23 protein-coding genes are annotated in these 26,589 nt (G+C 63.7%); 12 read left to right on the forward strand and 11 right to left on the reverse strand.

The genetic code is table 11. The annotated features are described in order from the left end of the window. Positions 1 to 679 precede the first annotated feature (679 nt). The 9 genes from P3T23_RS37085 to hutC (P3T23_RS37125) all read left to right on the forward strand — a co-directional run bounded on the left by P3T23_RS37085 (position 680) and on the right by hutC (P3T23_RS37125) (position 9,097). Positions 680 to 1,354: a hypothetical protein gene (locus P3T23_RS37085; protein WP_429321027.1), complete on the forward strand. Its 675-nt coding sequence runs from the start codon at positions 680 to 682 to the stop codon at positions 1,352 to 1,354. 158 nt (positions 1,355 to 1,512) lie between these two features. Continuing rightward, positions 1,513 to 2,352, forward strand: a complete 840-nt coding sequence (locus P3T23_RS37090) for an arylamine N-acetyltransferase family protein (protein WP_429321028.1) — start codon at positions 1,513 to 1,515, stop codon at positions 2,350 to 2,352. Next, the gene (locus tag P3T23_RS37095) at positions 2,349 to 3,026 is read left to right on the forward strand and encodes a methyltransferase family protein (protein WP_429321029.1); all 678 of its coding nucleotides are present in this window, start codon (positions 2,349 to 2,351) and stop codon (positions 3,024 to 3,026) included. The genes P3T23_RS37090 and P3T23_RS37095 overlap by 4 nt, the downstream gene beginning before the upstream one ends. Before the next feature lie 330 nt (positions 3,027 to 3,356). Continuing rightward, positions 3,357 to 4,181, forward strand: coding sequence for a transporter substrate-binding domain-containing protein (locus tag P3T23_RS37100; RefSeq protein ID WP_429321070.1), 825 nt, complete (start codon positions 3,357 to 3,359; stop codon positions 4,179 to 4,181). 160 nt (positions 4,182 to 4,341) lie between these two features. After that, entirely contained in the window at positions 4,342 to 5,064 is a 723-nt protein-coding gene (locus P3T23_RS37105) for an ABC transporter permease (RefSeq protein ID WP_429321030.1), read from the forward strand. A 16-nt stretch (positions 5,065 to 5,080) separates the two neighbouring features. Next, positions 5,081 to 5,833 (forward strand): ABC transporter permease, encoded by a 753-nt coding sequence (locus P3T23_RS37110; RefSeq protein WP_429321031.1) that lies wholly within the window; start codon positions 5,081 to 5,083, stop codon positions 5,831 to 5,833. Between the two features lie 24 nt (positions 5,834 to 5,857). Continuing rightward, positions 5,858 to 6,649 (forward strand): ABC transporter ATP-binding protein, encoded by a 792-nt coding sequence (locus tag P3T23_RS37115; protein WP_429321032.1) that lies wholly within the window; start codon positions 5,858 to 5,860, stop codon positions 6,647 to 6,649. Between the two features lie 8 nt (positions 6,650 to 6,657). Then, positions 6,658 to 8,274 carry an HAL/PAL/TAL family ammonia-lyase gene (locus tag P3T23_RS37120; protein ID WP_429321033.1) on the forward strand — a complete coding sequence of 539 codons (1,617 nt, stop codon included), beginning with the start codon at positions 6,658 to 6,660 and terminating at the stop codon, positions 8,272 to 8,274. Between the two features lie 103 nt (positions 8,275 to 8,377). Beyond that, positions 8,378 to 9,097 (forward strand): histidine utilization repressor, encoded by a 720-nt coding sequence (gene hutC, locus P3T23_RS37125; RefSeq protein WP_429321071.1) that lies wholly within the window; start codon positions 8,378 to 8,380, stop codon positions 9,095 to 9,097. Between the two features lie 2 nt (positions 9,098 to 9,099). On the opposite strand, the gene hutC (P3T23_RS37130) is transcribed toward hutC (P3T23_RS37125), so the two are convergent. From hutC (P3T23_RS37130) to P3T23_RS37150, 5 genes are all read right to left on the reverse strand, one after another. Beyond that, positions 9,100 to 9,963 (reverse strand): histidine utilization repressor, encoded by an 864-nt coding sequence (gene hutC, locus P3T23_RS37130; RefSeq protein ID WP_429321034.1) that lies wholly within the window; start codon positions 9,961 to 9,963, stop codon positions 9,100 to 9,102. 65 nt (positions 9,964 to 10,028) lie between these two features. Beyond that, positions 10,029 to 10,898 (reverse strand): amino acid ABC transporter ATP-binding protein, encoded by an 870-nt coding sequence (locus P3T23_RS37135; RefSeq protein WP_429321035.1) that lies wholly within the window; start codon positions 10,896 to 10,898, stop codon positions 10,029 to 10,031. 15 nt (positions 10,899 to 10,913) lie between these two features. After that, positions 10,914 to 11,576 carry an amino acid ABC transporter permease gene (locus P3T23_RS37140; RefSeq protein ID WP_429321036.1) on the reverse strand — a complete coding sequence of 221 codons (663 nt, stop codon included), beginning with the start codon at positions 11,574 to 11,576 and terminating at the stop codon, positions 10,914 to 10,916. 10 nt (positions 11,577 to 11,586) lie between these two features. Then, entirely contained in the window at positions 11,587 to 12,237 is a 651-nt protein-coding gene (locus P3T23_RS37145) for an amino acid ABC transporter permease (protein ID WP_429321037.1), read from the reverse strand. A 117-nt stretch (positions 12,238 to 12,354) separates the two neighbouring features. Next, positions 12,355 to 13,185: a transporter substrate-binding domain-containing protein gene (locus P3T23_RS37150; RefSeq protein WP_429321038.1), complete on the reverse strand. Its 831-nt coding sequence runs from the start codon at positions 13,183 to 13,185 to the stop codon at positions 12,355 to 12,357. Between the two features lie 298 nt (positions 13,186 to 13,483). On the opposite strand from P3T23_RS37150, the gene P3T23_RS37155 reads away from it, so the two are divergent. After that, on the forward strand, positions 13,484 to 14,467 hold the full coding sequence (locus P3T23_RS37155; RefSeq protein WP_429321039.1) for an isopenicillin N synthase family dioxygenase: 984 nt from the start codon (positions 13,484 to 13,486) through the stop codon (positions 14,465 to 14,467). Next, complete coding sequence (locus P3T23_RS37160) at positions 14,464 to 15,867, forward strand: FAD-binding oxidoreductase (protein ID WP_429321040.1); 1,404 nt, start codon at positions 14,464 to 14,466, stop codon at positions 15,865 to 15,867. The genes P3T23_RS37155 and P3T23_RS37160 overlap by 4 nt, the downstream gene beginning before the upstream one ends. Here the strand turns inward: P3T23_RS37160 and P3T23_RS37165 are convergent. Continuing rightward, positions 15,845 to 19,351, reverse strand: coding sequence for an alpha/beta fold hydrolase (locus P3T23_RS37165; protein WP_429321041.1), 3,507 nt, complete (start codon positions 19,349 to 19,351; stop codon positions 15,845 to 15,847). The two genes, P3T23_RS37160 and P3T23_RS37165, sit on opposite strands and share 23 nt — an antisense overlap. A gap of 180 nt (positions 19,352 to 19,531) precedes the next feature. Next, the gene (locus P3T23_RS37170; RefSeq protein ID WP_429321042.1) at positions 19,532 to 20,320 is read right to left on the reverse strand and encodes a hypothetical protein; all 789 of its coding nucleotides are present in this window, start codon (positions 20,318 to 20,320) and stop codon (positions 19,532 to 19,534) included. Positions 20,321 to 20,677: 357 nt separating this feature from the next. On the opposite strand from P3T23_RS37170, the gene P3T23_RS37175 reads away from it, so the two are divergent. Continuing rightward, positions 20,678 to 22,534: an ATP-binding response regulator gene (locus tag P3T23_RS37175; protein WP_429321043.1), complete on the forward strand. Its 1,857-nt coding sequence runs from the start codon at positions 20,678 to 20,680 to the stop codon at positions 22,532 to 22,534. 104 nt (positions 22,535 to 22,638) lie between these two features. On the opposite strand, the gene P3T23_RS37180 is transcribed toward P3T23_RS37175, so the two are convergent. From P3T23_RS37180 to P3T23_RS37195, 4 genes are all read right to left on the reverse strand, one after another. Then, the gene (locus tag P3T23_RS37180; protein ID WP_429321044.1) at positions 22,639 to 23,373 is read right to left on the reverse strand and encodes a response regulator; all 735 of its coding nucleotides are present in this window, start codon (positions 23,371 to 23,373) and stop codon (positions 22,639 to 22,641) included. Positions 23,374 to 23,665: 292 nt separating this feature from the next. Then, positions 23,666 to 23,836 carry a hypothetical protein gene (locus P3T23_RS37185; RefSeq protein ID WP_429321045.1) on the reverse strand — a complete coding sequence of 57 codons (171 nt, stop codon included), beginning with the start codon at positions 23,834 to 23,836 and terminating at the stop codon, positions 23,666 to 23,668. 44 nt (positions 23,837 to 23,880) lie between these two features. Continuing rightward, positions 23,881 to 24,882, reverse strand: a complete 1,002-nt coding sequence (gene cydB, locus P3T23_RS37190) for a cytochrome d ubiquinol oxidase subunit II (RefSeq protein WP_429321046.1) — start codon at positions 24,880 to 24,882, stop codon at positions 23,881 to 23,883. 33 nt (positions 24,883 to 24,915) lie between these two features. After that, positions 24,916 to 26,322: a cytochrome ubiquinol oxidase subunit I gene (locus P3T23_RS37195; protein ID WP_429321047.1), complete on the reverse strand. Its 1,407-nt coding sequence runs from the start codon at positions 26,320 to 26,322 to the stop codon at positions 24,916 to 24,918. Positions 26,323 to 26,589 lie beyond the last annotated feature (267 nt).

A 26,589-nucleotide genomic window follows, 5' to 3' on the forward strand; every position in this document is an offset into this window, starting at 1 on the left:
TTTGTTGCTGGTTTTTTTTCATGTCGATCTGCACGACGCTACCTGTGCCCGTCACGTCGTTGATCGCAGCCGCATCCGGCGACTTCTGATTCTGCGAATGCCGAAATCGTACGCATGCGGGATGCGGCAGTCAACACAAATGAGAATGATTCGCATCAACATTACTGAAGGTTGAGTTAAAACTTACAAATCTCTATCAATCGCTATGCGCGAGTAATAAAAACGAAAGTTTACGGTTGCTGGCGAGGCATCAGTCAGGATGGGTCAGTCGACATATCTGAACGACCCATCGACCAGGACATCGGGCACCACGGCGCCGCGCCCGACGCATGTTCGGGTTCAAGAACTCTCGGTGCGTCTGGATTCTGCCGGGCGGTATCGAGGCTATGCCCATGATGGAAAGAGCCAGGATGAGGGGCGGCATCGTGAAGACTCGCGCGGAACAGTTCTGCTGATTGGAATCGATTCATTGATAGCGTGAGTACTCCTCATCACGTTGATCTTCGTTCAACCTGTCTGATTGCGACGGATCCACCGGCAGTTTTTGCGCGAGGAGCTATAACTGACATGTGTCAAGTGCGCCGCGCACACTGGCCGACAGGCATGGAAGTCGAACGCCGCCGTCGATGTGCTGTCGAAGCGCACGATTGCCCCGAAAGGTCACTATCAGGAGATACACATGAATCAACGCAGCCTCTCGCTTTCGCTGATCGTCAGCGCCGGATTGCTCGTGAGCGGCGCGTCGCACGCGCAGTTGAACCTTCAGCAGTTCGGTATTGGCGGCGGGAATTCGTCGAACAGTGCGGCGGCGCCGTCGTCGGGCGGCGTGACGCAGTTGTTGCAAAGCTATGTCGGTGCGAACCAGCAGGTGTTGAGCGGGCAGTCGAGTCTGGCCTCGGCGATGGGAATGGGCAGCGCCGCTGACAAGGCGCAGCAGGCCGCCGGCATGCTGAGCGGCGGAACGCCGTCGGCGAGTACGCTGTCGCAGGTCGGCAGCACACAGCAGTCGCTGTCGCAAACCCTCACGCAGGCATTCGCGAGCGGCGGCACGTCGTCGGGCGCGCCCGTCAACAAGCAGGCCTTCACGGATGGGCTCTCGTCTCTAGGCAAGGGCGTGAGCCAGTATTCGAGCCTGCAGTCCGGACTTGGCAGTCTCGGACAGATGAGTCCGACGTCCATGCTGCAGTCCGGTCTTAACCCACAGACCGCGCAGGCGGCTTCGTATATCGCCCAGTCCGCGCCGGGGCAGTTGCAGTCGCTGATGTCGACGTTGAGCGCGGCGGTGCAGTTCGCATCGAGTCATGGTATTTCGGTGCCGTCGGTTGCGACGACCGCGCTAAAGGGTGTTCAATAACGACGGCGGCGCGTCGTCTGGCCGGTTCAGGCGACGCGCAGGCCTCATCCGCGGATTCGCGGCTCACGCGCTATCATCGACCTCCGCGACGTGCTCGTTTCGCGTCGCGCGTCCAATCGCAGATCGCAGCTGTGACCCACACCGCGCAGGAGACCCCGATGCACAACGATCTCGACCTCGACCGCTATTTCGCGCGCATCGGCTATCGAGGCCGGCGTACCCCGACGCTCGACGTGCTGCGCGAACTGCAGCGTCTGCACGCGCAGACCATCCCGTTCGAGAATCTCGACCCGCTGACTGGCCGCCGTGTATCGCTCGACCTTGCCGTCGTGGAGGACAAACTGGTGGAGCGGCGGCGCGGCGGCTACTGCTTCGAACAAAACACGTTGCTGGCGCACGTGCTGACGCAGCTTGATTTTCGTGTGACGCCGCTGATCGCGCGTGTGTTGTGGGGGCGGGCGCCCGACGCGGTGACGCCGAAGACGCATATGCTCCTGCGTGTCGATTTCGACGACGGGCCCTGGATGGCCGACGTCGGTTTCGGCGCGGTAACCTTGACGTCACCGCTGCGCATCGTCGCCGGCGAACCCCAGCCGACCACGCTCGAGCCGTTTCGCCTCGCCGATGCATCGCATGGCGCGTTCGATGTCGAGATTCAAGCCGGCGATACGTGGACGAAGGTGTATCGCTTCGACCTGCGCCGCGCGGAGTGGATCGATTACGAGGTAAGCAACTGGTTTACTTCGACGCATCCCGCGTCGTTCTTTACCACCGACCTGGTCGTGACGCGCGTCAGGCCGGACGGCCGTACTATCCTGTTCGATGATCGCCTGACCCTACGTTCGAAAGACGGAAGTGTAACGGAGCGCAGGATCGCCGACGCGCACGAACTGGCTACCCTCTTGCGCGATGACTTCGGAATCGAGGTGGGCGATATCGATATCGCGGGCGTCTTCGAGCGCGTCAAGGGGCGCGTGCCGGACTTTGTGAAGCGATGATCGCGCGCCTCGTTATCCAGACGGTCCTGTTTATCGCGGGAATGGGCGCTTTGCTGTTCGGCGCGGCGGGCACGGTCGCGTGGCCTGCCGGCTGGTGGTATCTGTTCGAAATGGGTGCGCTTGGAATCTGGATGGGCCTGCGCCTTGCGAAGGACGATCCGGCCTTGCTCGCGGAGCGCCTCAAGCCTCCCATCCAGCGGGAGCAGGGTACCTGGGACAAGGTGTTCATGGCGCTGGTCGCGATCGTCTGGTGTGCGTGGCTCGTATTGATGGCGCTCGATGCGGCGCGTTTCCGGTGGTCGTCGGTGCCGCTCTGGCTGAACGTGGCCGGCGCGCTCGCGATGTTCCTGTGTGTCTGGATGACGGGGTTCGTGTTTCGCGCCAACAGCTTCGCCGCGCCAGTCGTGAAAATTCAGAGCGAGCGCGGACATAAGGTTGCCGATACCGGGCCGTACGCGTGGGTGCGCCATCCGATGTATTCGGCCGCCATTCTTTTCTTTATCGGTTCGCCCTTGCTGCTTGGCTCATGGTGGGGCCTCGCCTGCGCGCCGCTGCTGGTCGCGGGTATCGGCGCCCGGGCCGTCATGGAAGAGCGCATGCTCATCGCGCAACTGCCTGGTTACGCCGCTTATGCCGCGCGAGTGCGGTATCGGCTGGTGCCGGGGATCTGGTAAGCCGCCCATTCCTCATCAACGGCTCCCCATCCGGAGCATCTCCCACCTTCTGCACCAACCTGTCTAGACAAAACGCCCCAACCCGGCGCGAATCTGCACAACTTTGCAACCTTCGCCGGCGCTTGCAATGTCTTCGAAAGCCTTGACCATAGGGCTTTCCCCAAGATCGGCAGTTTTATCTCAAATTTTCTTGCGGTGGCGTTTTGACTCGTGCAGACTTGTCTATACAAATTCAACGGGCGGCTGAGCGCCTGACCGGTTGGATGGTGTTCCCTCGACGAAAGGAGATTCGACGTGAAGGTCAAGCGCACTACGTTGGCAAAGGCATTGATGGGCGCCGTTCTCGGCGCAGCTGCAGTTCTCGCTGCACCGGTACAGGCGAAGGAATGGAAAACGGTCACGATCGCCCTCGAAGGCGGCTACGCACCGTGGAATCTGACGTTGCCTGGCGGCAAGCTGGGCGGCTTCGAGCCGGAGCTCGTCGCCAATCTCTGCGCACGCATCAATATCCAGTGCAACCTCGTGGCGCAGGATTGGGACGGCATGATCCCGGGCCTGCAGGCCGGCAAGTTCGACGTGCTGATGGACGCCATCTCGATCACGCCGGAACGCGAAAAGATCATCGCCTTCTCGAAGCCGTACGCGGCGACGCCGGCCACCTTCGCCGTGACCGACACGAAGGTCCTGCCGAAGGCCTCGCCGACGGCGCAACCCGTCAAACTGACTGGCGACCCGAAAACGGACCAGCCGACCGTCGACGCCCTGCGCAAGCAGCTGAAGGGTAAGACGATCGGCATCCAGTCGGGCACCGTCTACACTAAGTTCATCAACGACGGCTTCAAGGACATCGCGACCATCCGCGTCTACAAGACGTCGCCGGAACGCGATCTGGACCTGGTTGCGGGCCGCATCGATGCTTCCTTCGACGACGTGACCTACTACGCCGCGAACATGGACAAGAAAGAAAACGCATCGATCGTGCTGGCTGGACCGAAGATCGGCGGCCCGATCTGGGGCCCGGGCGAAGGCCTCGCGTTCCGCAAGCAGGACGCGGACCTGAAGACGAAGTTCGACGCGGCGATCACGGCTGCACAGGCCGACGGCACGATCAAGAAACTGTCCGACAAATGGTTCAAGACGGACGTCACGCCCTGATACGGGCCATGGCGATGCGGCCGGTACACGATACACGCCGCATCGCGCAGCAGCACGGCGACAGGCAGTACGCAACATATGCAGCAAGGTTGTAGCGATTTGCGCGGCATCCGCCGCTTGAATCGTCGAATGATCGATCGTACTGGTTGAGGAGTAGCGAATGGCTCTGATCGAGATGCTCGGCTTCGGGCCGGAGGGCTGGGGTGGCGTATTGCTGCTCGCGGCGTTGATGACCATCGCGCTGACGCTTGCGGCACTGGCAGTCGGTGCGGTATTCGGCGCGCTGGTTGCGGCGGCCAAGCTGTCGCGCTATCGCAGCCTGCGCGTCATCGGCGATTTTTACACGACGGTGTTTCGCGGTGTTCCCGAACTCCTCGTGATCTATCTGTTCTACTTTGGCGGCTCGACGCTGGTGACCACGGTCGGTCAGTGGTTCGGCGCCGAAGGCTTCGTCGGCGTGCCGCCGTTCGTGATCGGCGCGCTGGCCGTGGGGATGATTTCCGGCGCGTATCAGGCCGAGGTCTATCGCTCCGCTGTGCTGGCGGTGTCGAAAGGCGAACTCGAAGCAGCCCGCGCAACCGGCATGCACACGCTGCTGGTCGCGCGCCGTATCCTGATTCCGCAGGTGCTGCGCTTTGCGTTGCCTGGCATCGGCAATGTGTGGCAGCTAAGCCTCAAGGACTCGGCGCTGATCTCGGTGACCGGCCTCGCAGAGTTGCTGCGCACGAGCCAGATCGCCGCAGGTTCCACCCATCAGTACTTCACGTTCTTCGTGGTGGGCGGTGCGATCTATCTGGTGATGACGGGCATCTCCAACCGGGTCTTCAACCACGCGGAAGCGCGCGTCGGCCGATCCTTCAAGCGCAATTTCGCGCGCAACTGACGAGGGAGCCGCCATCATGCATTTCGATTTCGATTTCCTCCTCGACACGCTGCGGCAACTGTTCGGCGCTGTGCCGACCACACTGGGCCTGTTCTTCTCCTCGCTGGTGCTGGGTGGTCTGCTGTCGTTCGTGATCGTCACGATGCGCGTGTCGCCGCACTGGTTGCCGAACCGCTTCGCCCGCGCCTATATCCTCGTGTTTCGCGGCTCGCCGCTGTTGATCCAGATGTTCCTCGTCTACTACGGGATGGGGCAGTTCGGCATCATCCGCGAGAGTTTCATGTGGCCGGTGCTGCGCGATCCGTACACGTGCGCGGTGCTGTCCCTCGCGCTGTGTACGGCTGGATATACGGCCGAGATCATTCGCGGCGGACTGATGGCCGTGCCGGTCGGCCAGATCGAAGCGGGCTATTCGATCGGTCTGTCGGGTTTTGCGCTGCTGCGCCGGGTGATCGGCCCGATCGCGCTGCGCCAGTGTCTGCCTGCCTATTCGACTGAGGCCGTGCTGCTCGTGAAGTCCACCGCGCTCGCGAGTCTCGTCACCGTGTGGGAAGTGACGGGCGTGGCGCAGCAGATCATCCAGCAGACCTATCGCACGACCGAAGTATTTATCTGCGCGGCCCTGATCTACCTGTTCCTGAATTTCGTCATCGTGCGTCTGCTGGGTCTGCTCGAGCGCCGCCTGTCGCGTCATCTGCGCGAAGCGCCCGCGGCAGCCGTGGCCCGCCCGGTTTCCGCTACCACCGAAGCACGTCGTGCCGCACCCTGAACGGCAGTCATTCTGGAGAATCACATGAACGCTAAGGCACCCGTTGCATTGTCGGTCAAGAACATTCACAAGTCGTTCGGCGAGCACCACGTCCTGAAGGGCATCTCGCTCGATGCGCACGAAGGCGACGTGATCTCGATCCTCGGCGCGAGCGGCTCCGGCAAGAGCACGTTCCTGCGCTGCCTGAACCTGCTGGAAACGCCTGACGATGGCTCGGTCTCGCTCGCCGGCGAGGAGCTGCAGATGAAGCGTCGCGGCGACGGCAAGCTGCACCCGCGCGATCGACACCAGGTGGACCGCTTCCGTTCGCAGCTCGGCATGGTGTTCCAGAACTTCAACCTCTGGTCGCACATGACGGTGCTCGACAACCTGATCGAAGGTCCGATGCGCGTGCTGAAGCGAACCCGCGCCGAGTCGATCGAAGAAGCCGAAGCGCTGCTCGCGAAGGTCGGCCTCGCCGAGAAACGCGGGCACTATCCGGCGCACCTGTCGGGCGGCCAGCAGCAGCGCGTCGCGATTGCGCGTGCGCTGGCGATGCATCCGAAAGTCATGCTGTTCGATGAGCCGACTTCCGCGCTCGATCCGGAACTGGTCGGCGAAGTGCTGCGCGTGATGCGCTCGCTCGCTGAAGAGGGCCGCACGATGCTGGTGGTGACGCACGAAATGGGCTTCGCGCGCCATGTGTCGAATCGGGTGATGTTCCTGCATCAAGGGGAAGTCGAAGCCGACGGCACGCCGGATGAAGTCTTCGGCGAACTCAAATCCGACCGTTTCAGGCAGTTCGTGTCGAGCCATCATTCCCGCACTACAAACTGAGCATCATCATGACTGTCATCCGTTCCGATCGTCCTCTCGACTGGCGTCAGGTTGCCGCGATTGCGGCGGGCGAACCGTTCGAACTGTCTGCCGACGCGCGCTCGCGCATTGCGGCGGCGCGCGTGCTCGTCGAACAGATCGTCGAGCGCGGTATTCGCGCCTATGGCGTGAATACCGGCGTCGGCGCGCTGTGCGATGTGATGGTGTCGCCGTCCGAGCAGCGCTCGCTGTCGCGCAATATCCTGATGAGCCACGCGGTGGGCGTCGGCGCGCCGCTCGGCGTCGCGGAGACGCGGGCGATCATCGCGGCAGCGGTCAACAACTTCGCGCACGGCCATTCGGGTATCCGGCTGGAGATCGCCGACCGGCTGGTGGCATTGCTCGATGCGGATTGTCTGCCGGAAGTGCCGGCGTTCGGCTCGGTCGGTTACCTGAGCCATATGGCGCACATTGCGCTGGTGTGTATCGGCGAAGGCCATGCGCGGCACCGCGGCGAGCGCATCACCGGCCGCGAAGCGTTGCGCCGGCTCGGCCTCGAACCGCTCGTGCTCGACGCGAAAGAGGGCTTGAGCCTCGTCAACGGCACGCCGTGCGTCACTGGCCTCGCCGCGCTGGCGCTCGCTCGCGCCGAACGCCTGCTCGACTGGACCGATGCGGTCGCGGCGATGAGCTTCGAAAACCTGCGCGGGCAGCTCGCCGCGTTCGATGCCGATTCGCTCTCGCTGCGCGTGTCGCCGGGGCTGAATGTGGTGGGCGAACGGATGCGCAACGCGCTTGCCGACAGCGGCATTCTCGCGGCGGTAGTCGGCCAGCGCACGCAGGATCCGCTGAGCATGCGCACCATTCCGCACGTCCACGGTGCGGCGCGCGATGTGCTCTCGGCAACCGCCGATGTGGTCAACCGCGAACTCGCTTCGATCACCGATAACCCCATCGTCGCCGGCACGCCGGACGCGCCGCGCGTGTATTCGCAGGCGCACGCGGTGGGCGCATCGATTGCACTCGCGATGGACAGCCTCGCGACCGCAATCGCGCAGGTTGCGGCCATGGCCGAGCGGCGCCTGGACCGGCTCGTGAATCCGCTCGTCAGCGGCTTGCCGGCGTTCCTCGCCCAACCGGGCGGCACCTGTTCCGGCTTCATGATCGCGCAGTACACAGCGGCCTCGCTGGTCGCACAGAACCGGCGGCTCGCCGCGCCGGCGAGCCTCGATGGCGGCATTACGTCGGGCCTGCAGGAAGATCATCTGTGTCACGCGACGCCGGCCGCGCTGAAAGCGCTGGAGATCGTCGACAACGCGGGCCGGATCGTTGCGATCGAACTGCTTGCGGCGGCGCAGGCCTACGACCTGCAGACCATCGATGCACCGCGCGCACCACTGATGGATGCGTTGTGGCGGCGCGTGCGCAGCCTCGTGCCGACGTATCGCGACGACCGGCCGCTCGCCGACGACATGGCCGCTGCCTTCCGCCTGATCGCTGACGGGGCGCCGCCGTTATTGCCCAATCCCGGCAAGTCTGCGCCGCCGCCGGCCGGCAAACATGCATTCGATACCGCGACGCTGGCCGCGGACGATGCCACGAGCATCGCAGCGAACGATCCGCATTCGGTGGCCAGCATTGGTTGATTGAGCCAGCCGCTGGCCGACCGGCCGGCTATCTGGCATATTGCGTGCAACCCACGAGGTCGACGTGAATTTGAACGAGCAACCACAAACAGGTCAGGATCGGATGGCGGGCAACGGCAGCGCCGCATCGCCAAAAGCGATGCCCGCTTACGAGCAGATCAAGCGCTACGTCGTGAAACGCATCGCCGAAGGAGTCTGGAAGCCGGGCGGTCTGATCCCGTCCGAAGCCGAACTCGTGAAGGAGTTTGGCGTGGCGCGCATGACGGTGTCGCGCGCGCTGCGTGAGCTGACCGTTGAGCGCGTATTGACGCGCGTGCAGGGCTCGGGCACGTATGTCGCGCCGCAGCGCTATGAATCGACCGTACTCGAGATCCGCAATATCGCCGACGAAATCGCGGCGCGCGGCCATCGCCATACCGCCCGCGTGCTGACGCTCGAGCCGGGCGACGATCCGCTGGCGCTCGATGCGCTTGGCCTGTCCACGGGGCCGGTGTTCCATTCGCGCATCGTGCACGAGGAAGAGGGTGAGCCGATCCAGTACGAAGACCGCTATGTGAACCCGAAGGTGTTTCCGGCGTATCTGGAGCAGGATTTCACGGTCGAGACACCGAACCACTACATGGTGCGGCTCGCGCCGATCCAGCGCGCGGAGTTTCGCATCTACGCGCAGAAACCCGATGCGCACGTGCGCCGGCATCTGATGATGGAGATCGGCGAGCCGTGCCTGATGTTGTGGCGCAGGACGTGGGTTGGCGCGGAGGTGGCGACGTCGGTGCAGTTATGGCATCCGGCCTCGCGCTTTCACCTCGCGGGGAACGTTTGAGGTCAGTCCTGACGATGTGATGTAACGGGCGCGAACCGGCAGCCGAGCCGGTAACGCGTGCCCGGATGCACGAAACGCGCGAACGTGACGGCAACGCCGCTCGTCCACGTTCGCCGCACGAGCGTCAGGCAAGGCTCTCCCTCCGCGATCTCAAGCAACGCTGCTTCGGCGCGCGTCGGCAAACCCGCATCGACGATATGCTCCACGTCGTGCGCGGGCACGTTCGTGAACAGATACTCCGAAGGCCGGATCACCGAAAAGTCCTGCAGGATGAAGTCCGGCGCAACGGCCGGATTCACGTAGCGGTCTTCAAGCTGCACCGGCAGCCCGTTTTCGCGATGCACGCAGATCACATGAAACACCGACGCGCCCGGCGCGAGTCCCAATGCGTTCGATACGTTCGCGGGCGCGGTTTCTCGCTGAGTCAGCAGCGTCTCATACGTGTATTCGTGCCCCCGCGAGCGGATCTCGTCGCCGATGTGGGCGATCATCAGCAGCGTGGATTGCGGCTTCGCCTGCGCGACGAAGGTGCCGACGCCCGAGATGCGGGTCAACAAACCTTCGTCGCTGAGTTCGCGTAGCGCGCGGTTGACGGTCATGCGCGACACGCCGAGCGTGGCGACCAGATCGAGCTCGGACGGAATGCGGTCGCCGGGCCGTCGCGCACCGGATTCGATCGTACCGCGGATGTAGTTCTTCACCTGCTCGTAACGCGCGGCAGGCGGCGCGGCCACTCTCGCGCCGGACGGGCCGCCCTGCGCGCCGCCGCCGCGCGCGGCTGCGCGCGTCGTGGCTTTCCTTGCAGCGACGGGGGCCGTGCTATCAGGCTTGCCGGCGCGCTTCGGGCGGGTAGGGGATTGGGACATCGAGTGACCTCTTCACACCCGGCTGCAGCGCAAAAAACGAAGCACGAAACGAAGCACAAAGCGGCTCATACGGGTTCTCCGTCGGCGCCGGTGCGCGTCCAGAACGCATTGCGATCGAAGTAGTTCTGCAGGAACTGCCGCAGACGCGGCTGCGCCGCATCATGAAAGACATCGCGGGGATTGCCCTCGACGGCAATACGCCCCTGGTCGATGAAGACAACCTTGTCGGCGACCTGCGCGGCGAAGCCCATCTCGTGTGTCACCACGGCCATTGTCATGCCGTCGCGTGCGAGCTGCTTCATCACCTGCAGCACTTCGCCGACGAGCTCCGGGTCGAGCGCCGAAGTCGGTTCGTCGAACAGCATGATGTGCGGTTCCATCGCGAGCGCACGCGCAATGGCGACGCGCTGTTGCTGCCCGCCGGAAAGCTTCGCCGGATACGCATCGCCCTTGTGCGCGAGACCGACCGTCTCGAGCATGGCGAGTGCTCGCCGGCGCGCGTCGTTGCCCGACAGGTGACGCACCCGCCGCAGCGCTTCCATCACATTGCCGAGCGCCGTCATATGCGGCCACAGGTTGAACTGCTGAAACACCATGCCGACGTTGCGCCGCACGCGATTGATCTCGCCCTGCGATGCGCGCACGCGCCTGCCATTGCGTTCGGTATAGCCGAGCAGTTCGCCTTCGATCCGCACGTCGCCCTGATCGTAGGTTTCGAGCGCGGCGAGGCAGCGCAGCAGCGTGCTCTTGCCCGAGCCCGAAGGGCCGATGATGCAGACCACCTCCGATTTCGCGATGTCCAGATCGACGCCGCGCAGCACTTCGTTTTCGCCGAAGCGCTTCTGCAGGTCGCGTACTTCGATCAGCGGCGCGTTGCGTGGCTGGGTCGTGTCAACGGAGGAAAGGGAGGCGGGCATGTCGGTCATCGCGTTCATTGATATGCCTTTGGTTCATGCCATGAAACGGGCGAGCCGGTGCTCCGCCCACATGCCGGCACGCGACGTCAGTTCGACGAGCGCGAGATAGCAGAAGCACAGGACGAGCAGCGTCTCGACGAAAGCGAAGGTTGCCGAGCCGATGCCGGTCAGCACGAAGGTGAGTTCGGGGACCGTAACGATCGACAGCACGGCGGTTTCCTTGCTGAGCACGATGATCAGGTTCGTGAGGGCAGGCACGATCAGCACGAGCATCTGCGGCACCTGAATACGCAGTACGGCCTGCCAGCGCGACATCCCGAGACAGGACGCCGCTTCGAGGTGTCCGGGCGGCACCGACTGAAAGCCGGAGCGGAATACTTCAGCGAAATACGCGCTGCCATAGAGCCCGAGTCCAAGTATGCCGGCCGTCATCGGCTCAAGCGTGAGACCGATCGAAGGCCCGCCGTAGTAAAGCAGAAACAGCTGCACGAGAAACGGCGTGCCGCGAAAGAGTTCGATATACGCGCGCAGAATGCCGCGTGTCCAGCGTCCGCTGAAGAGTTGCAGCACGGCGATCAGAAAACCGAGCACGAGCCCGATTGCGACACCGGCGGCCCACGTGCCGAGCGTGGTCGCAAGACCGGCGGCGATGGGCTGGATGTTGTGCGTGATGACACCAGGATCGAATTGCTGCATCGCAGAGGCCTCAGGCGTGCTGCAAACGGTATTCGGCGGTGTGCGCAACCAGCGACAGCACACCGCAGATGACGAAGTAGATCAGTCCGGCCGCGACATACGCTTCGAGCGGACGGTACGTGCTGGCCGCGATGTTCTGCGCGGTGCGCGTGATTTCAGCCACGCCGACCACCGAGATCAGCGATGAAGCCTTGATCAGCAGCACCATTTCGTTGACGAGCGAAGGCAACGTGAGCCGGAACGCCTGCGGCACCTGAATGCGCCGCAGCATGTCGAACGGCGAGAGGCCGAGCATGCGCGCGGCTTCGAGCTGTCCCGGCGGAATGCTCAGGAAGCCGCCGCGCAGGATCTCCGCGATATACGACGCGGAACACAACGACACCGCGCTGATCGCGGCCACGAGCGGCGACACGTTGATACCGACGAACGGCAGCAGGTAATAGACGAGCAACAGTTGCACCAGCATCGGCACGCCGCGAAAGAAGAACACATACGCGCCGCCGAACATGCGTGCGGCGCGATACGCGGAGAGCCGCGCCGAACACACGCCGATCGCGACGAAGAAGCCGATCACGAGCCCGGTCAGCGAAATCCCGACCGTGGCGATGGCCGCCTGAAAGAGCAGTGGCAAACCCTGGATGAAGACGGTCGTGCTGAACATGGCCTGGCACCAGCAAACGGACAGAACGGGTAGGCGATGCGTGCCTGAGCCTCATGAGCCGGACGCGTGCGCCGGCTCGTACATGGGATTCACGCGCACATCGCCCGCTTCAGGACATCAGTAGTTCGGCGTGGGCATGGTGGTCGGCGCATCCATCGCGACGCCGAACCATTTCTTTTGCAGCGCTGCGAGACGCCCGTCGTCGTGCATCTTCACCAGTGCAGCGTTGAACGCGTCGGCGAGCGGCTTGCTGTCGGCGTCCTTGCGCAGCGCGTACGCGAAGTACACCTTCGCGCCGAACGGCGGCGTCACGACCGCGAAAGCTTCGGGGCGCTGTTTGGCGACGTAGGCGATGTTCGTCATCGAGTTCGCGACGGCGGCGATGCGGCCGGCGGCCAGGTCGGCGTAGGCCTGGTTGTTGTCGACATACTCGCGGATTTCAGGCGGCTTCGGCAGCGTGGCGGCGTACGTCTTCAACTGGTCGAGCTGCGCGGAACCCTTGCCGGCGCCGACCGTCTTGCCCGCGATATCCGACGACTGCTTGACGCCCGTATCGTTGGCGCGCTTCAGGAGGGCGTCGGTCGCGTCCGCGACGGGCAGGGTATACGTGTAGCGCTCCATCCGCGCTTTCGTCACCGTGAGCGGACCGCCGACCATGTCGAACTTGCCAGCTTCGAGACCGGGCAGCACGCTCGGCCACGGCAGGTCGATGAAGCGCACTTTCACGCCGAGTTCCTTGCCGACCTCGGCGAAGAGATCCTTGTTGAAGCCCGCCTGCTGGCCGTTCTCGAGAAAATCGAACGGCGCGAACTGCATCTCCGTACCGACGACGAGCTCGCCGGCCTTCTTCACTTTCGCGAGTTGATCGTCCGCCCAGGCGCTGCCGATGCTCGCGGCACACAACGTCAACACCATCAGACGACACTTCCAGCCTGCAAGGATGCTCATGGGATTCTCCGGTTGGCAAAGCGGTGTCGCGCGGAAACGATCATCGGCGCGCCTCATGCGGGGCAGTATATACCGCAGTTTTCGTGCGAAATAAATAAAGAATGTGGGGCCGCTAACGGTCTGAACATTTGGGCGCGAATGGCGCTGCAGCGCAGCTTGCGAAGAGGGTTTTGGCGGTATATACAGCTGTGAATCGCTGGCAACGCAGGCGGCCTTGCAGCGCGGCCGCGCAGCGTGCGCCATCATCGATGCCACTCATTCGCCGGTGCGCCGCACCGGCCATCCACGGAGCGTTCCGATGCCCCCCGTCACCCGCATCCCGATCATCGACCTTGCTGGCGTGCGAGCCGGCGATCCGCAGGCGCTTGTTCGCGTCGGCCGTGAAATTCACGACGCCTGCACGACGATCGGCTTCTTTTACATCATCAATCACGGCGTGCCGCAGGCTGCGATCGATGCAGCAGAGCAGGCCGCGCGCCGGTTCTTTGCGTTCCCTGTCGAGACCAAACGACGCGCGGCCGTGAACCAGCGGCATCGCGGCTTCAATGCGCTGGGCGACGCGACCATGTACCAGGCGAAACGTCCCGATTACAAGGAGTTTTTCAGCATCGGGCTGGAGTTGCCGGAGGACGATCCCGATGTGCTTGCCGGTCAGGCTTTGCGCGGTCCGAACAACTGGCCGGATTTCATGCCGGAACTGCGTCCCGCGTTGTACGGCTATTACGAAGCGGTGGCCACGTGTGGCAGCGATCTGTTGCGCGCGGTAGCCGTCGGTCTCGGTATCGACGAGCACTTTTTCGCGTCCCGCTATACCAAGCGGATGCAGCGCACGCAGATGGTCTACTACCCGCCCCAGCCTCCGCAATCCGACGAAGACCAGTTCGGCGTCGCGCCGCACACGGACTATGGCTGCATCACGTTGCTGTGGCAGGATCAGGTAGGGGGTCTGCAGGTGCGTGAAATCGCCAACGACACCTGGGTCGAGGCGCCGCCGATACCCGGCAGCTTCGTCGTCAATGTCGGCGATCTGCTGGCCCGCTGGACCAACGATCGTTTCCGCTCGACGTTGCATCGCGTGATCAATGCGTCGGGCCGCGAGCGCTATTCGATCGCGACATTTTATGACCCCACTTACGGCGCTACGGTCGATCCGCACGATCTCGGCGTGAGCGAGGCGGAGCGACGTTACGAACCCGTCGCGGCGGGCGATTACATACTCGGCCGCATCAACGATTCGATGGGCTATAGAAAGAAACACGCAATGCAGGGAACCACGGCATGACGACGGAACAGAGCGCAGCGCTGAGTGCGACGCTTGCGGCCCTGCGAGACGCGCTGGGTGACGACGGGGTGCGCACCGGTGAAGAGATCGGTGAGCGGTCGATGACGGACTACACGCGGCACGAACCGACGCGGCCCGCCGCGCTGCTGCTGCCGCGCACGACAGAACAGGTCGCGCGTGCGCTCGCTATCTGCAACGAGGCACGACAGAGCGTGGTGCCGCAGGGCGGCATGACCGGCCTGGCCGGCGGCGCGATTGCGCGTGCAACGGAGATGGCGCTGTCGCTGGATCGCCTGTCGGGTGTCGAGGAAATCGATAGCGCATCGGCCACGATGACGGTGCGCGCCGGCACCACGCTGCAAACCGCGCAGGAAGCCGCGGCGGAAGCGGGCTTCGAACTCACGCTCGATCTCGGCGCGCGCGGCTCGTGCCAGATCGGCGGCAATCTCGCGACGAACGCGGGCGGCAATCGCGTGATCCAGTCGGGCACCGCGCGCGAGCAGGTGCTCGGCCTCGAAGCGGTGCTGGCGAACGGCTCGGTGTTGAATTCGATGAGCAAGATGGTGAAGAACAACACCGGTTACGACCTCAAGCAGCTGTTCATCGGTTCGGAGGGAACGCTTGGCGTCATCACGCGTGCGGTGTTGCGCCTGCATCCTCAGCGCGCATCGCGCCATACGGCGCTCGTGGCGCTCGACAGTTACGACGCAGCGGTCAACCTGCTGCGCCACCTGTCGACCCGCTTCGGGAACGACATCGGTGCGTTCGAAATCATGTGGCCGGACTTCTTCGACTTCGGCGTATCGCTGATTGCGGGGGCACGCTCGCCGTTCTCGACGGCTCATCCGCTTTACGCGCTGATCGAACATGCGAGCTTCGATGCCACCGACGACGGCGAACGCTTCGCGTCAGTGCTCACCGAAGCGCTGGAAACAGAGGCGATCCGCGATGCCGTCATCGCACAATCGGTCGCCGATGCGCGCGCGCTGTGGGCGATCCGCGAGTGCACCGCGGAGTTTCCATCGCGGCTCGATCCGGTCAATTTCGACGTGAGCCTGCCGATCGGCGAGATCGGTCGTTTCGTCGACCATTGCCGCGCTGCGCTGGATGCAAAATGGCCGGGCAATCGTACATATTTCTTCGGCCATATCGGCGACTCGAACCTGCATCTGACGGTCGATGGCCATTCGGTGCCGGGTGTCGAACACCACGCCGTCTATGCATTCGTCTATGAGATGCTCGGACCCTTGCACGGCTCGGTCTCGGCTGAGCATGGCATCGGCCTGCTGAAGCGCGAATTCCTGGCGGTTTCGCGCTCGGCTGAAGAACTGGCCGCGATGCGGGCGATCAAGCACGCGCTCGATCCGAACGGGATTCTCAATCCGGGAAAACTGCTTTAAGCATGCGCAACAGGACGGAACGCGGCCGGCGGGCCGCGCTTGGCATTGTTTCGCCGGCCGGGGCAGAGGCAGCAGGACCAGAACCAGAACCAGAACCGGGCCTGGCATACGCGTGCAGATGCCTTGCGATAAACGGATAGACATCGGTGGCTGCGTTCTTGCCGAAGATGCAGTCGAGATGCCCGTAGCCGTCGATCACATGGCGCTCGTAATTGTCCGGCCCAAACGCGCCGACCAGCATGTCGTACGTCTTCTCCGTGCTGGCGGGTTCGTACACGCGGTTCTCGGCCCCGTGAATGAATGCGATCGGCCGGTTCAAACCGTCGAGATCATTCATGTAGACATCTTCGCCCTCCGCGTTCACGAGATGCCCCGCACGGACGATCGCGGCCAGGTGGCTGAAAAGCGCGACATCGTGCACCCCAAGCAACTCCTGCAGGTTCTGATGCAGCAGCTCGTCGAGCTGCGCATGCTCGTACAGCAGGCCGTACATGAACGTCGCACGATGACAGATGGCGTTGTCGCATTCTTCATCATGCTCGACGGGGTACACGCGCAGCGCTTCGTCCAGCAGGTTCTTCGGCCAGTTCGCGTGCTGCGTGAAGGCCGTCATGTCCTTGATGCCGAGATGCTCGAGGAGCTGCGGCACATGCAGTCCGGCCTTGATTTCGCCCAGGAGCGGCGGGTCGAGATGCGCCGATACCTGGGACAGTACGACCGAGCGCACGCCTTTCAGCCTGGCCTGCCGGGACAGGAGCGACATCGTCAGCGCAACCGCGCCGAAGCAATGTGCGACCACCTGAATGCTGGGCTGGCCCGATAGCTCGATCACTTTGGCGACGGCCGCAGGAATGTCGTATTTCGCGACCAGGTCGCCGTTTGTGGGCTCCGCCGCGCTCGGCAATTCGATACTCATGCGCAGATCGACCAGCCACACGTCATAGTCGAGCGCACACAGGTATTCGACGAGATTCGTGCCGATCATGTCCGTCGCGAACATCCGGCTCGATACGCCGGAGCCGTGAATCAGCAGCACCGGGCCATTGTCGCCGGCTTGATAGCGCGTGAGCCGCAGTCTCTTGCCGTCTTCGGTATCGAAGAAGGAGACGTGTGGCAGTGGAGCACGCAGGGTGCGCTTGACGCGCGGTGGCGCATAAGGATCGACATAGTCGAGCGGGGCGAAGACGCCGCCGTATTCGGTGAGCAGCACACCGCCGAAGAACTTGCCGAATTTCGTGGCCCACGCGAGACGCGTTTCCGGGTCCGGCGCGTTGGTGATGTCGTAAGTGGTCGACTGCTTGAGGAAATTTTCCGGCGTGATGATGAGTGTCGCCTTGCCGATTGGCGGGGCGTCGTCGGCCTCCGAGTCACGTATCTCGGCATAGAGCGTATTGGTCTGCTTCCACAGTTCGCTCGGGCTCGTGTGCGTGATGATTTTCTGTCCGAACAGGTAGTACGGCTTGCCTTCGTCCGACTGAAGTGTCATCCGGTAATTCATGTCGCGCCGGTCGACATGGTTTTCATCGACGACGAACAGATTGAAGCGGCCGTTTGAGATCGTCAGCGGTTGCGCCGACAGGGCGGCACAGGTGAGGGTGCCCACCATCTGCGCTTCGTGGCTGGGGTTCTTCATCATGTCGTCGAGATCGTCCGAGATGATGGTCGCCGTGAAGCTCATTTTGACCGAATCGCCTGCGCCGGCGGGCGTGTAATCGCCCACCATGTTTTCCGTAAAGCGCAGGCCGATCTTCGCAACCGGCGCTGGTGCGGACCTGTCGGCGGCGCGGTAGTCGATGGTCCATTCGTATCGCTTCGCAAGCCGGGCGCAGTTGCGCTCGGCGAGCGCGGAGATCGTCAGCAATGGATTCACGCCGAGCGACATCGGCATCACGGAGCCATCCATCACGTACAGGCCGTCGTGCACCGCGTTGTCCGCCGCGCCGGTGAACACGCGGCCGGACTCGTCGACCACGCCGTGTTCTGCATCCTCCCCCATCCCGCAGCCGCCCAGAGGGTGGACGGTGACGAGCCTGTCCTTGAACAGGTCGGTCGAAATCGGGTTGCGCAGGTAGGTGCCGCCGAGCGCCCGGGTCGCCGTGATCAGCGTGTTCTCCACGGTCCTGTAGATCGGCTGCTCACCGGCCTTCGGCCATTTGATGCGGGGGCGGCCATCCTGAACGCGGATCTCGCCCGCTTCGTCGTCGTGGGCCATCACCAGATACGTCTGCGTGTTGCGCATGGCGCCGTGATAGGGGCCGCGCAACAAACCTTCCAGAATGCGGCCTTGAGCGTCGAGCGAACCTTCGCCGGGCAGGTGGGGCACTTTCACGCCTTCGAACAGATCCGAACCGCCGAGCAACTCCAGCATGGCTCCCCCGATCGGCGCCGCGAGCGAACCTTCCTCGATGACGAAGCCGTCTTTCACATCGGGGGTGGCGCGATGATCGATCAGCCCGCATATCGTCGGACCCACGGCCGGAATCGAGCCGTCCGTGTGCGTGCCCCAGCCGACGCCGTTGATCTCTTTGTCTGTGTTGAACGCGAAGGCGAGCACGTCGCCGTTGCCGGAGAAATGTTTGCCGAGTTCTTCTGAGACGGAGAGCCCGGCTTCCTTCGAGCGCAGCAGGAGCGCCGTCGAACCGATCGTGCCGGCCGAGATGATCACGATGTCGGCGGTGACACACAGGTCAGGTGCACCGTAAATGTCCCGGCCGAGGCCAACCAGTTGATACTGCACTCGCCACTTCGCAGGATCGTTGTCGCGCACCACGGAATGCACCGCGACACCCGTGAAAATCTGCGCGCCGCGTGCAACCGCATCCGGCAGATAGTTCATGTGGGTGGAATTTTTCGCGAGATGGTTGCAGCCGGAGTTGCAATCGCCGCAGCCAATACAGCGCGCCTGTTCGACGCCGGCCGCGTTTTTACCGTTCCTGAACGTGACAGTGACGGGGGGCCGTGAGAACTGCTTTGCCCACCCAAGCGTCTGCGCGGAGGCTTCAAGTGCGTCGAGCTTGGGCAGGCGCGGAAAATCGTCCGGTACCGGCGACGGTTGCAGCATGTCCCATGCGCGCTGGTAACCGGTGCGCAGTCCATCGATGTCGTTGCGCACGGCGGCGGGCCAGCGCGGATCCTGCCACAGACGCTCATCCGGCTTGAGCGCGACATTCGCATTGATCAACGACGTGCCGCCGAGTCCGCAACCCACCACCGCGTTGACTTCGGGATTGACGTGCACCTCGAGCAGCGCAAGCGGCGAGCCCAGCTGCGCTTCTTCCGTGTTGAATTGCATCTGCGCGGCGCCCTCGAGCGGTGTCGAAGGAAACTCGCCCGCCATGAACTCGCGGCCGCGTTCGAGCAGACAGACGTCGCACCCGGCGCGCGCCAAGCGGCTTGCCGCGATGGCGCCTCCATAACCAGACCCGACAACCACGACCTGGTAATGCCGTTTCATCGCCTGAACGGCGCTGGACAAGCGGTTCATACGTTCACCTGGTTTTCGCGGGCGCAGGATGGGGGAAACCCTGGCAGGACGGGAGGAGGGAGAGGAGGCGCGCTCCGGAGACTATTCATCTTAGACGGCGCAGCCGGCCGCGACGGAAAAAACACGCGGCGTTCACGCGCCGGACCGGACGTGACACGCCGCGCGCAGGCCGCGCTGTGATCAGGCGGCTTCGTTCATTTCGAGTGCGCTCGATTCGGCCGCGAGCAGGTTCAACGTGACCAGAATCACGTCGCGATTGTCGAGGGCAATCTCGATGCCGAGCACGTCGGAGAGCCAGCGGCCGATCTTGGTATTGGAAAAATCCGCGGCATTGGCCGTCTTTTTCATGGTGACGCCGAGTTTGACCGCACGATAGTGGTACGAAGGCACGCGGTATTCGGCGGCGACTGCCGACAGGCCGCCCTTGCATTCGGAACACCAGCCGAGGCTGCCGGCCAGCACGACCTGCTCCGGCCCGTCGAGACTCGCGATGAAGTCCCGCGCGGCGCGGCGTACGCGGCGCTCGTCGAGACCGTAGTCCATCAGGACGCTGTCGATCGGGTCTTCAAGCGCATGCGCGTGCAGGTCGATCTCCTGTTCCATGCCTTCGTTCTCCATGGAGACGTTGCGTTGATGGCTGGCACTGCGAAGACAGTCGATCAGATAGCGGCGGAAATACGCGCAGAGCGCATAGCTGTTGGACGGCGCGCTTTCCGGGCAGGCCTGCGACTCGGAATGGCCGGGGGCGAGGCGCAGCACCTTCGTGTAGATGAACTGGGCGACGAGTTCTTCCTTGTCCTCGCCGAGCGCCTGCAACTCGACGGGATGGTAGGCACGCAGCGCGCGCCGCACGAGGTCGTACATCGATACCATCTCGTCGTCCGACAGTTGCGTGCGACGGCGCCAGAGTTCCGGCAGGATTGCGTCGTCGAGATGTCGTGCCAGCTCGCGGCTCGCTACAGCGCCCATGAAAGCCTCCATCGTAAAGCGGGGCATAGAGCGCGGTGAGCGGCGAATTCGCCGGAAGCCCGGGTTGCGGGCTGCGTGAAAAGCCTTGAAAGGCCTTGATCCGCGCTGGGAAGGTGAACGGAGTATGGTTATTGCGGGCGACTTCGCCTATATGGATTAAGTGATAGCTGTTGGGTAAACTGCCGGGTAAACCGTCGCCGGCAAGGCCAAGCGTGACAACGCAGCACGGGCTGCACTGTCCGCCGTCAGCGGCCGGTGTCCTTCCGCTGCTGCCTGCACAGCTGTCCGTTGCATCCGTTCCCACCGCGTTTTGCGCCCGTTCATCGAAATTGCCGGACCCGGCCAGGAGACCGCACGATGCGGGCAGATCCTATCCAGCGCGCCATCGACGAAGACCTCGTACGGGTTCTGTACGCGCAGGACCCCATTGCGTTCGTGTCGCACTGGTTTTCGATTGTCGTGCTGGTGGCGATCTATTGGGCGCATATGCCTTCGCCGCATCTGTTCGCGCTGTGTTTCGGGTTCTACGCGCTCGCCAACTGCGGGGGCCTTGCGCTCTGGCTCTGGAAGCGCCGCCACCCCGACGCAGTGACGCCCCGCACCTGGGTCAACCTGCACGCGCTGCGCGGCGTGCTGCTGTACCTGGCGCCGGGTGTGTCGATCTGGTTTGCGTTTCAAAGTCAGAACACCGATCTGCCGCTGCTCCATACCGTGATGCTGGTCACGCTGGCGGCGGGCGTATTCATGTCGAACGGCTTCGACCTGCTCAACTTCGCCACCGCGATCCCGTTCCTGCTGCTACCCGCCATCGCGTTGCACTTCAGCGAGCATACGTTCGACCGCACGATCCTCGCGATCGTCCTCGCGTTCTTCTTCTGCGCGATCAACGTCTATGCCGTGAGTTACCGGAAGCTGTTCCGGCGCGTGGTCGAGGCGCGCGTCGACCAGCAATACCTGGCCGAATCGCTGGCGGCGCAGAAACTGGTCGCGGAAGAGGCGAGTCTGGCGAAGACCCGGTTTTTTGCGGCGGCCAGCCACGATCTGCGCCAGCCGCTGCATGCGATCGGCCTGCTCGCGGCGTCGCTGAACGACGGCGCCGCCGCGCCGGCCCAGCACGCAAAAACCGCTGACCACATCGTGCGCAACGTCGAGGCGCTGAACCAGCTGTTCAACCAGGTGCTCGATCTGGCGCGGCTGGAGAGCGGCGTCACGCAGGTGATCCGGCTGCACTTCCGGCTCGCTGAACTGTTCGAGCGGGTCGGCAACCAGTACCGTCCGCAGGCCGCGGCGAAAGGGCTGGCGCTGCGCATCGCGCCGACGTCGATGGTGGCGCACGGCGACCCGGTGCTGCTCGAACGGGTGCTGAGCAACCTGCTGTCGAACGCGGTCCGCTATACCGAGGAAGGCGCCATCTGGATGGGCTTGCGGCGCTCCGGCCGGCGCTCGGGCGGTTACATCGAGGTGCGCGATTCAGGCATCGGCATCCCGCTTGAAGAACAGGAGCGGATCTTCGAGGAGTTCTATCAGGTCGCCAACCCGCAGCGCGACGCGCGCCAGGGGCACGGGTTGGGCCTGCCGACCGTGCGCCGGCTTGTCGGCCTCATGGGCGGCGAGTTGCAGGTGCGTTCGGTGCCCGGACGCGGCTCGGTGTTCCGTTTTCCCGTGCAGGCGGGCGATCCTGACGGGATTGTGTCGAGCCTGAGCGACTCTGCCGTGGGCGGGGCATCGGCGGAAGGCCGGCGGGTGCTGTGCATCGACGACGATCCGTCGATACTCGAAGGGCTGTCGAGCCTGCTCGGCCGCTGGGGCTGCATTGCGCGCGGCGTGCCCGACGAGATTCAGGCGCTTAGGGCGGTGGACGAAGGCTTCCTGCCGGACGCCGTGCTGTGCGACTACCAGCTGGCGAACCACCGGACCGGCGCCGAGGCGTTGTCGGCCGTGCGCGAGGCGCTGCGGCATGCGGGTCAGCCGAAGGTGGTGACGCTGCTGATCACCGGCGATATGGCGTCGCCCGAACTGGAGGCGCTGGCGGCGCAGGGCATCCCTGTGCTGCACAAGCCTGTGACGCCGGCGCGGCTGCGTCGCACGCTGGAGAGCCTGTGGCGGCAGCAGGGTGCATCCTCTCTACAGAAAGTAGCCGCCGGTAACCCGGATGCCGCTGTGCCCGCTGGGCGCGATGCCACGGTGGTCGGGGGACACGACTACGTGCCTTGAGCAGGTGTCGCGGTTGGGAGCGGGTGCGCTGAGCCTTTTGCGCTACGGTGCCGTGACGCTTTGCGTGGGCGGCCGCAGGCCTTCAAGGTGCAGTCAAAGGATGATCAAAGCGTCCTGCCTGCCTCGAGCCAGCCGTTGATGACCGCGATCGCCATCGAGCGGTTGTGCACGCCAAGCGCCCGGAAGATCACCGACAGATGCACCTTGATGGTTCCCTCGGCGACGCCCAGTTCGCGCGCGATCATCTTGTTGGTCCAGCCGCGATGCACGAGCCGCATGATGTCCTGCTGGCGCGGCGACAGGTTCTCCAGCAGATGCTGCTGGTGCGGCTGCAACGTCTGCGGCACCCGTTCGGGCGCGAGCGGCGCGGCCACGGCGACGCCGGCGTCGACGCCGGCGGGCGAGCCTGCGGTGGTCGTCGCCTGGGCGTCGCGGGTGCCAAGCAGGCTCAGTGCTTCCATCGGGACATAGGCGCCGCCCGACAGCACCAGTTCGATGGCCTTGAGCATCACGCTCGCGGGCTGCCGTTTCGGCACGAAGCCGAGCGCGCCGGCGGCCAGCACCGCGCGCATTTCGTCGGGCGATTCTTCGGCGGAAAGGACGACGACGGGTAACGCGGGGTTCGCTTTCAGCAGGATGTCGAGCGAGCCTGCGCCCTCCATTCCCGGCATGTGCAGATCGACGATCGCGAGGTCGTGATTGGCATCGGGGCGCGCGGCGGCGGCGAGGGTTTCCCAGCTGTCGGCCTCATCGAACTGCGCATCGGGATCGAGTCCGCGCAGCAAGCCTTTGACACCCTGGCGGATCAGTTCATGGTCGTCGGCCACTAGGAACTTCATGATGTCTCCGCGTGTGGGCGCTGCCGGTTCTGCTTCAGCTGTTGTTTTTGCAGCTCGTGGATCGAACGGCGCCGCAGGTTTTCATTCTGCCCGATGCTACGAGCCAATGCGCGCCCGGAGATGCGTCGAACCGCCGGGACGCCCCTGCGCCGCCTGTAGTTGACCGGTCAGACAGGATTCATATGGCCTGCAACGTAGACGAGCGGATTGAACCGATTTTGAAGCCGGATGAGCGGGGCGTTGCAGAATATGCCACGCGGATTGCGGCGCGCCTGCCGGGTTCGCGCAACGCCTAGCGGGTGATGGCGAAGAGGGTCGCGTTCATGAACAGTTTGAACACAAACCCGAGCGACACCGCCGCGGCGACACCGCCGCACCAGAGCGCAATGAACCAGACCCAGCCTGGCAGTTTGCGGTGTGCGGAGGCGTGATCGGGCGGAGTGTTGCGGTGCAGGACGGTCATCGAAGCGGGGTGCATGGGGTGAATGGGGCAACTGGCAGGATCGGCTAATGGTAGTGCGCGTCGCCGTGGCGTACCTTGCCGCGAAACACCCAGTAGCCCATCGTTGTGTAGGCGATGATGACCGGAATGATCACCGCCGCGCCCACGAGCGTGAACATCTGGCTCGACCTCGGCGCGGCGGCTTCCCACAGCGTCAGGCTCGACGGAATCGCATACGGCCACAGGCTCACCAGCAATCCGGCGTAGCCCAGCAGAACGAGCCCGAGCGCGAGCGCGAACGGTGTCTTGTGATGGCGCTCACGCACCGCGCGATACATGAAGAACGCGCAGATCGCGACAAGGAACGGGACGGGCAGCAAGCGGTAAAACAGGCCCGAATCGAACCAGCGCTGCGCGATGTTTTGATCCGCGAGGGGCGTCCACAGGCTGACCAGGGCAATGAACGCAAGCAGCACGATCGTAAGCGGCCACACGACGCGATGCAGGCGCCGTTGCAGGTCGCCTTCGGTCTTCGCGACCAGCCAGCAGCAGCCAAGCAGCGCGTAGGTGACAACGACACCGAGACCGGTCAGGAGACTGAACGGCGTCAGCCAGTCGAAGGCGCCGCCGGCGTAGCTGCCGTCCACTACCGGGATGCCCTTCAAAAAGGTTCCGAGCGTGATCCCCTGAAAAAATGCCGCGCCCGCCGAGCCACCGATGAAGGCAAGATCCCACAGATGTTTCGTGCGATTCGCCTTCGCACGGATTTCGAACGACACGCCGCGGAAGATCAGGCATGCGAGCATGAAAATGAGCGGCAGATACAGCGCGGACAGCACCGTCGAATAGACGACGGGAAACACCGCGAACAGCCCGGCGCCGCCCAGCACCATCCAGGTTTCGTTGCCGTCCCATACGGGTGCAACGGTGTTCATCATCAGGTCGCGTTCCTGTTCATCGGGGAAGAACGGAAACACGATTCCGATACCCAGGTCGAAGCCGTCCAGCACCACATATATGAACAGGCCGAGTGCGATGATCGCAGCCCACACTACTGTTACGTCCATTTTTTGCCTCGAATGACAGGGGTTTTTACGTGCTCAAGCGTCGATCAACGCGTCGGCGGCGGACAGCGGGCGGCGCGCGGTGCGATCAGGTGTATCGGGCAGGCCGTGAGGCGTGTGACCGGGCAATGACGGGCCTGAACGAATCAGCTTCAGCATGTAGTAGATGCCTGTGCCGAACACGAGGAAGTAGACAACCACGAAGGCCATCAACGAAATCCCAACCTGTTGTGTCGTCAGCGGCGACACCGCCTGCGCCGTGCGCATCACGCCATATACGACCCACGGCTGACGACCGGCCTCAGTGGTGACCCAACCCGCGAGCAGCGTAATGAAACCGGTCGGGCCCATCGCGATGGCGAGCTTGTGGAACCACTTCGTGTCGTACAGCCGCCCGCGACGACGCAGCACCCATGCCGCCGCCGACATCACGATCATCAGCACGCCGAGCCCGGCCATGATGCGGAAGCTCCAGAACACAACGGTCGAATTGGGGCGGTCCTCGGGAGCGAACTCCTTCAGCCCGCGAATTTCGCCGTCCCAGCTATGCGTGAGGATCAGGCTGCCGAGGTGCGGGATAGAAACCGCATAGCGCGTCGTTTCCGCCTGCATGTCGGGGATGCCGAACAGGTTCAGCGCGGTGCCGCCTTTTTCGGTGTCCCACAAGCCTTCGATTGCGGCGATTTTGGCCGGCTGATATTGACGCGTGTTGAGACCGTGCTGGTCGCCGACGAACGCCTGGATCGGCGTGAGGATCAACAGCATCCACAGCGCCATCGAGAACATCTTCTTCACGGCAGGGTCGCGTCGACCCTTCAACAGATGCCACGCGCCCGTCGCCGAGACGACCAGCGCGCCGACGATGAAGGCCGCAATGGCCATGTGCGCAAGGCGATACGGGAACGACGGATTAAAGATGATCTTGAACCAGTCGAGCGGCACGACCTGACCGTTGACGACTTCGAAGCCTTGCGGCGTCTGCATCCAGCTGTTCGACGCGAGAATCCAGAACATCGAGATCAGGGTGCCGATGGCGACCATCAGCGTCGCGCCGAAGTGCGCGCGTGGGCTCACGCGCTGCCAGCCGAACAGCATGATGCCGAGGAAGCCCGCTTCGAGGAAAAAGGCGGTCATCACTTCGTACATCAGAAGCGGACCGGTGACCGGCCCCGCGAAGCTGGAGAAGCCGGCCCAGTTGGTGCCGAACTCGTAGCTCATCACGACGCCAGAAACGACGCCCATGCCGAAGGCCACTGCGAAGATCTTCGACCAGAACAGACAAAGGTCTTTGTAGTACGCCTTACCGGTCTTGAGCCATCGCCATTCGAGCACGGCGATGAAGCTGGCGAGCCCGATGCTGAGCGCTGGAAAAACGATGTGGAATGAAACAGTGAACGCGAACTGAAGCCGGGCGAGATCGAATGCCGAGAGTGCGGTGTTCATGGCGAGGATGCGGTAATCAGACTACGCGCAACGACCGTTGTCGACGCGCACTGCGGTGTGCAGATGAACGCAAGAATAGGGAAATGCGCGCGAGTTTGCTGCGATGCGCGATGCGGCGATTTAACGCGGTTCGGGCGGGCGCGGGATGTTTCTATCTCGTTAACCTGTTGATCGGTATCAACTTTGGGGGAGGCGGTTTTGTGCTCTGCGGCGCGCTGTCGCACGGGGAACTGCGGCAATAGACCGCGCTGCAATATGTATCGTTTA

This window comes from Paraburkholderia sp. GAS448, assembly GCF_050435685.1.
GTDB lineage: Bacteria > Pseudomonadota > Gammaproteobacteria > Burkholderiales > Burkholderiaceae > Paraburkholderia.

What these genes read in the sequence shown, in the direction of transcription:
- P3T23_RS37155 (WP_429321039.1), top strand. Translation starts at nt 13,484, where the DNA reads ATGCCCCCCGTCACCCGCATCCCGATCATCGACCTTGCTGGCGTGCGA.
- cydB (WP_429321046.1), bottom strand. Translation starts at nt 24,882, where the DNA reads ATGGACGTAACAGTAGTGTGGGCTGCGATCATCGCACTCGGCCTGTTC.
- hutC (WP_429321034.1), bottom strand. Translation starts at nt 9,963, where the DNA reads ATGTCCCAATCCCCTACCCGCCCGAAGCGCGCCGGCAAGCCTGATAGC.
- P3T23_RS37085 (WP_429321027.1), top strand. Translation starts at nt 680, where the DNA reads ATGAATCAACGCAGCCTCTCGCTTTCGCTGATCGTCAGCGCCGGATTG.
- P3T23_RS37090 (WP_429321028.1), top strand. Translation starts at nt 1,513, where the DNA reads ATGCACAACGATCTCGACCTCGACCGCTATTTCGCGCGCATCGGCTAT.
- P3T23_RS37100 (WP_429321070.1), top strand. Translation starts at nt 3,357, where the DNA reads ATGGGCGCCGTTCTCGGCGCAGCTGCAGTTCTCGCTGCACCGGTACAG.
- P3T23_RS37150 (WP_429321038.1), bottom strand. Translation starts at nt 13,185, where the DNA reads ATGAGCATCCTTGCAGGCTGGAAGTGTCGTCTGATGGTGTTGACGTTG.
- P3T23_RS37140 (WP_429321036.1), bottom strand. Translation starts at nt 11,576, where the DNA reads ATGCAGCAATTCGATCCTGGTGTCATCACGCACAACATCCAGCCCATC.
- P3T23_RS37165 (WP_429321041.1), bottom strand. Translation starts at nt 19,351, where the DNA reads ATGAACCGCTTGTCCAGCGCCGTTCAGGCGATGAAACGGCATTACCAG.
- P3T23_RS37195 (WP_429321047.1), bottom strand. Translation starts at nt 26,322, where the DNA reads ATGAACACCGCACTCTCGGCATTCGATCTCGCCCGGCTTCAGTTCGCG.
- P3T23_RS37180 (WP_429321044.1), bottom strand. Translation starts at nt 23,373, where the DNA reads ATGAAGTTCCTAGTGGCCGACGACCATGAACTGATCCGCCAGGGTGTC.
- P3T23_RS37095 (WP_429321029.1), top strand. Translation starts at nt 2,349, where the DNA reads ATGATCGCGCGCCTCGTTATCCAGACGGTCCTGTTTATCGCGGGAATG.
- P3T23_RS37175 (WP_429321043.1), top strand. Translation starts at nt 20,678, where the DNA reads ATGCGGGCAGATCCTATCCAGCGCGCCATCGACGAAGACCTCGTACGG.
- P3T23_RS37110 (WP_429321031.1), top strand. Translation starts at nt 5,081, where the DNA reads ATGCATTTCGATTTCGATTTCCTCCTCGACACGCTGCGGCAACTGTTC.
- P3T23_RS37115 (WP_429321032.1), top strand. Translation starts at nt 5,858, where the DNA reads ATGAACGCTAAGGCACCCGTTGCATTGTCGGTCAAGAACATTCACAAG.
- P3T23_RS37120 (WP_429321033.1), top strand. Translation starts at nt 6,658, where the DNA reads ATGACTGTCATCCGTTCCGATCGTCCTCTCGACTGGCGTCAGGTTGCC.
- P3T23_RS37185 (WP_429321045.1), bottom strand. Translation starts at nt 23,836, where the DNA reads ATGACCGTCCTGCACCGCAACACTCCGCCCGATCACGCCTCCGCACAC.
- hutC (WP_429321071.1), top strand. Translation starts at nt 8,378, where the DNA reads ATGGCGGGCAACGGCAGCGCCGCATCGCCAAAAGCGATGCCCGCTTAC.
- P3T23_RS37170 (WP_429321042.1), bottom strand. Translation starts at nt 20,320, where the DNA reads ATGGGCGCTGTAGCGAGCCGCGAGCTGGCACGACATCTCGACGACGCA.
- P3T23_RS37145 (WP_429321037.1), bottom strand. Translation starts at nt 12,237, where the DNA reads ATGTTCAGCACGACCGTCTTCATCCAGGGTTTGCCACTGCTCTTTCAG.
- P3T23_RS37105 (WP_429321030.1), top strand. Translation starts at nt 4,342, where the DNA reads ATGGCTCTGATCGAGATGCTCGGCTTCGGGCCGGAGGGCTGGGGTGGC.
- P3T23_RS37160 (WP_429321040.1), top strand. Translation starts at nt 14,464, where the DNA reads ATGACGACGGAACAGAGCGCAGCGCTGAGTGCGACGCTTGCGGCCCTG.
- P3T23_RS37135 (WP_429321035.1), bottom strand. Translation starts at nt 10,898, where the DNA reads ATGAACGCGATGACCGACATGCCCGCCTCCCTTTCCTCCGTTGACACG.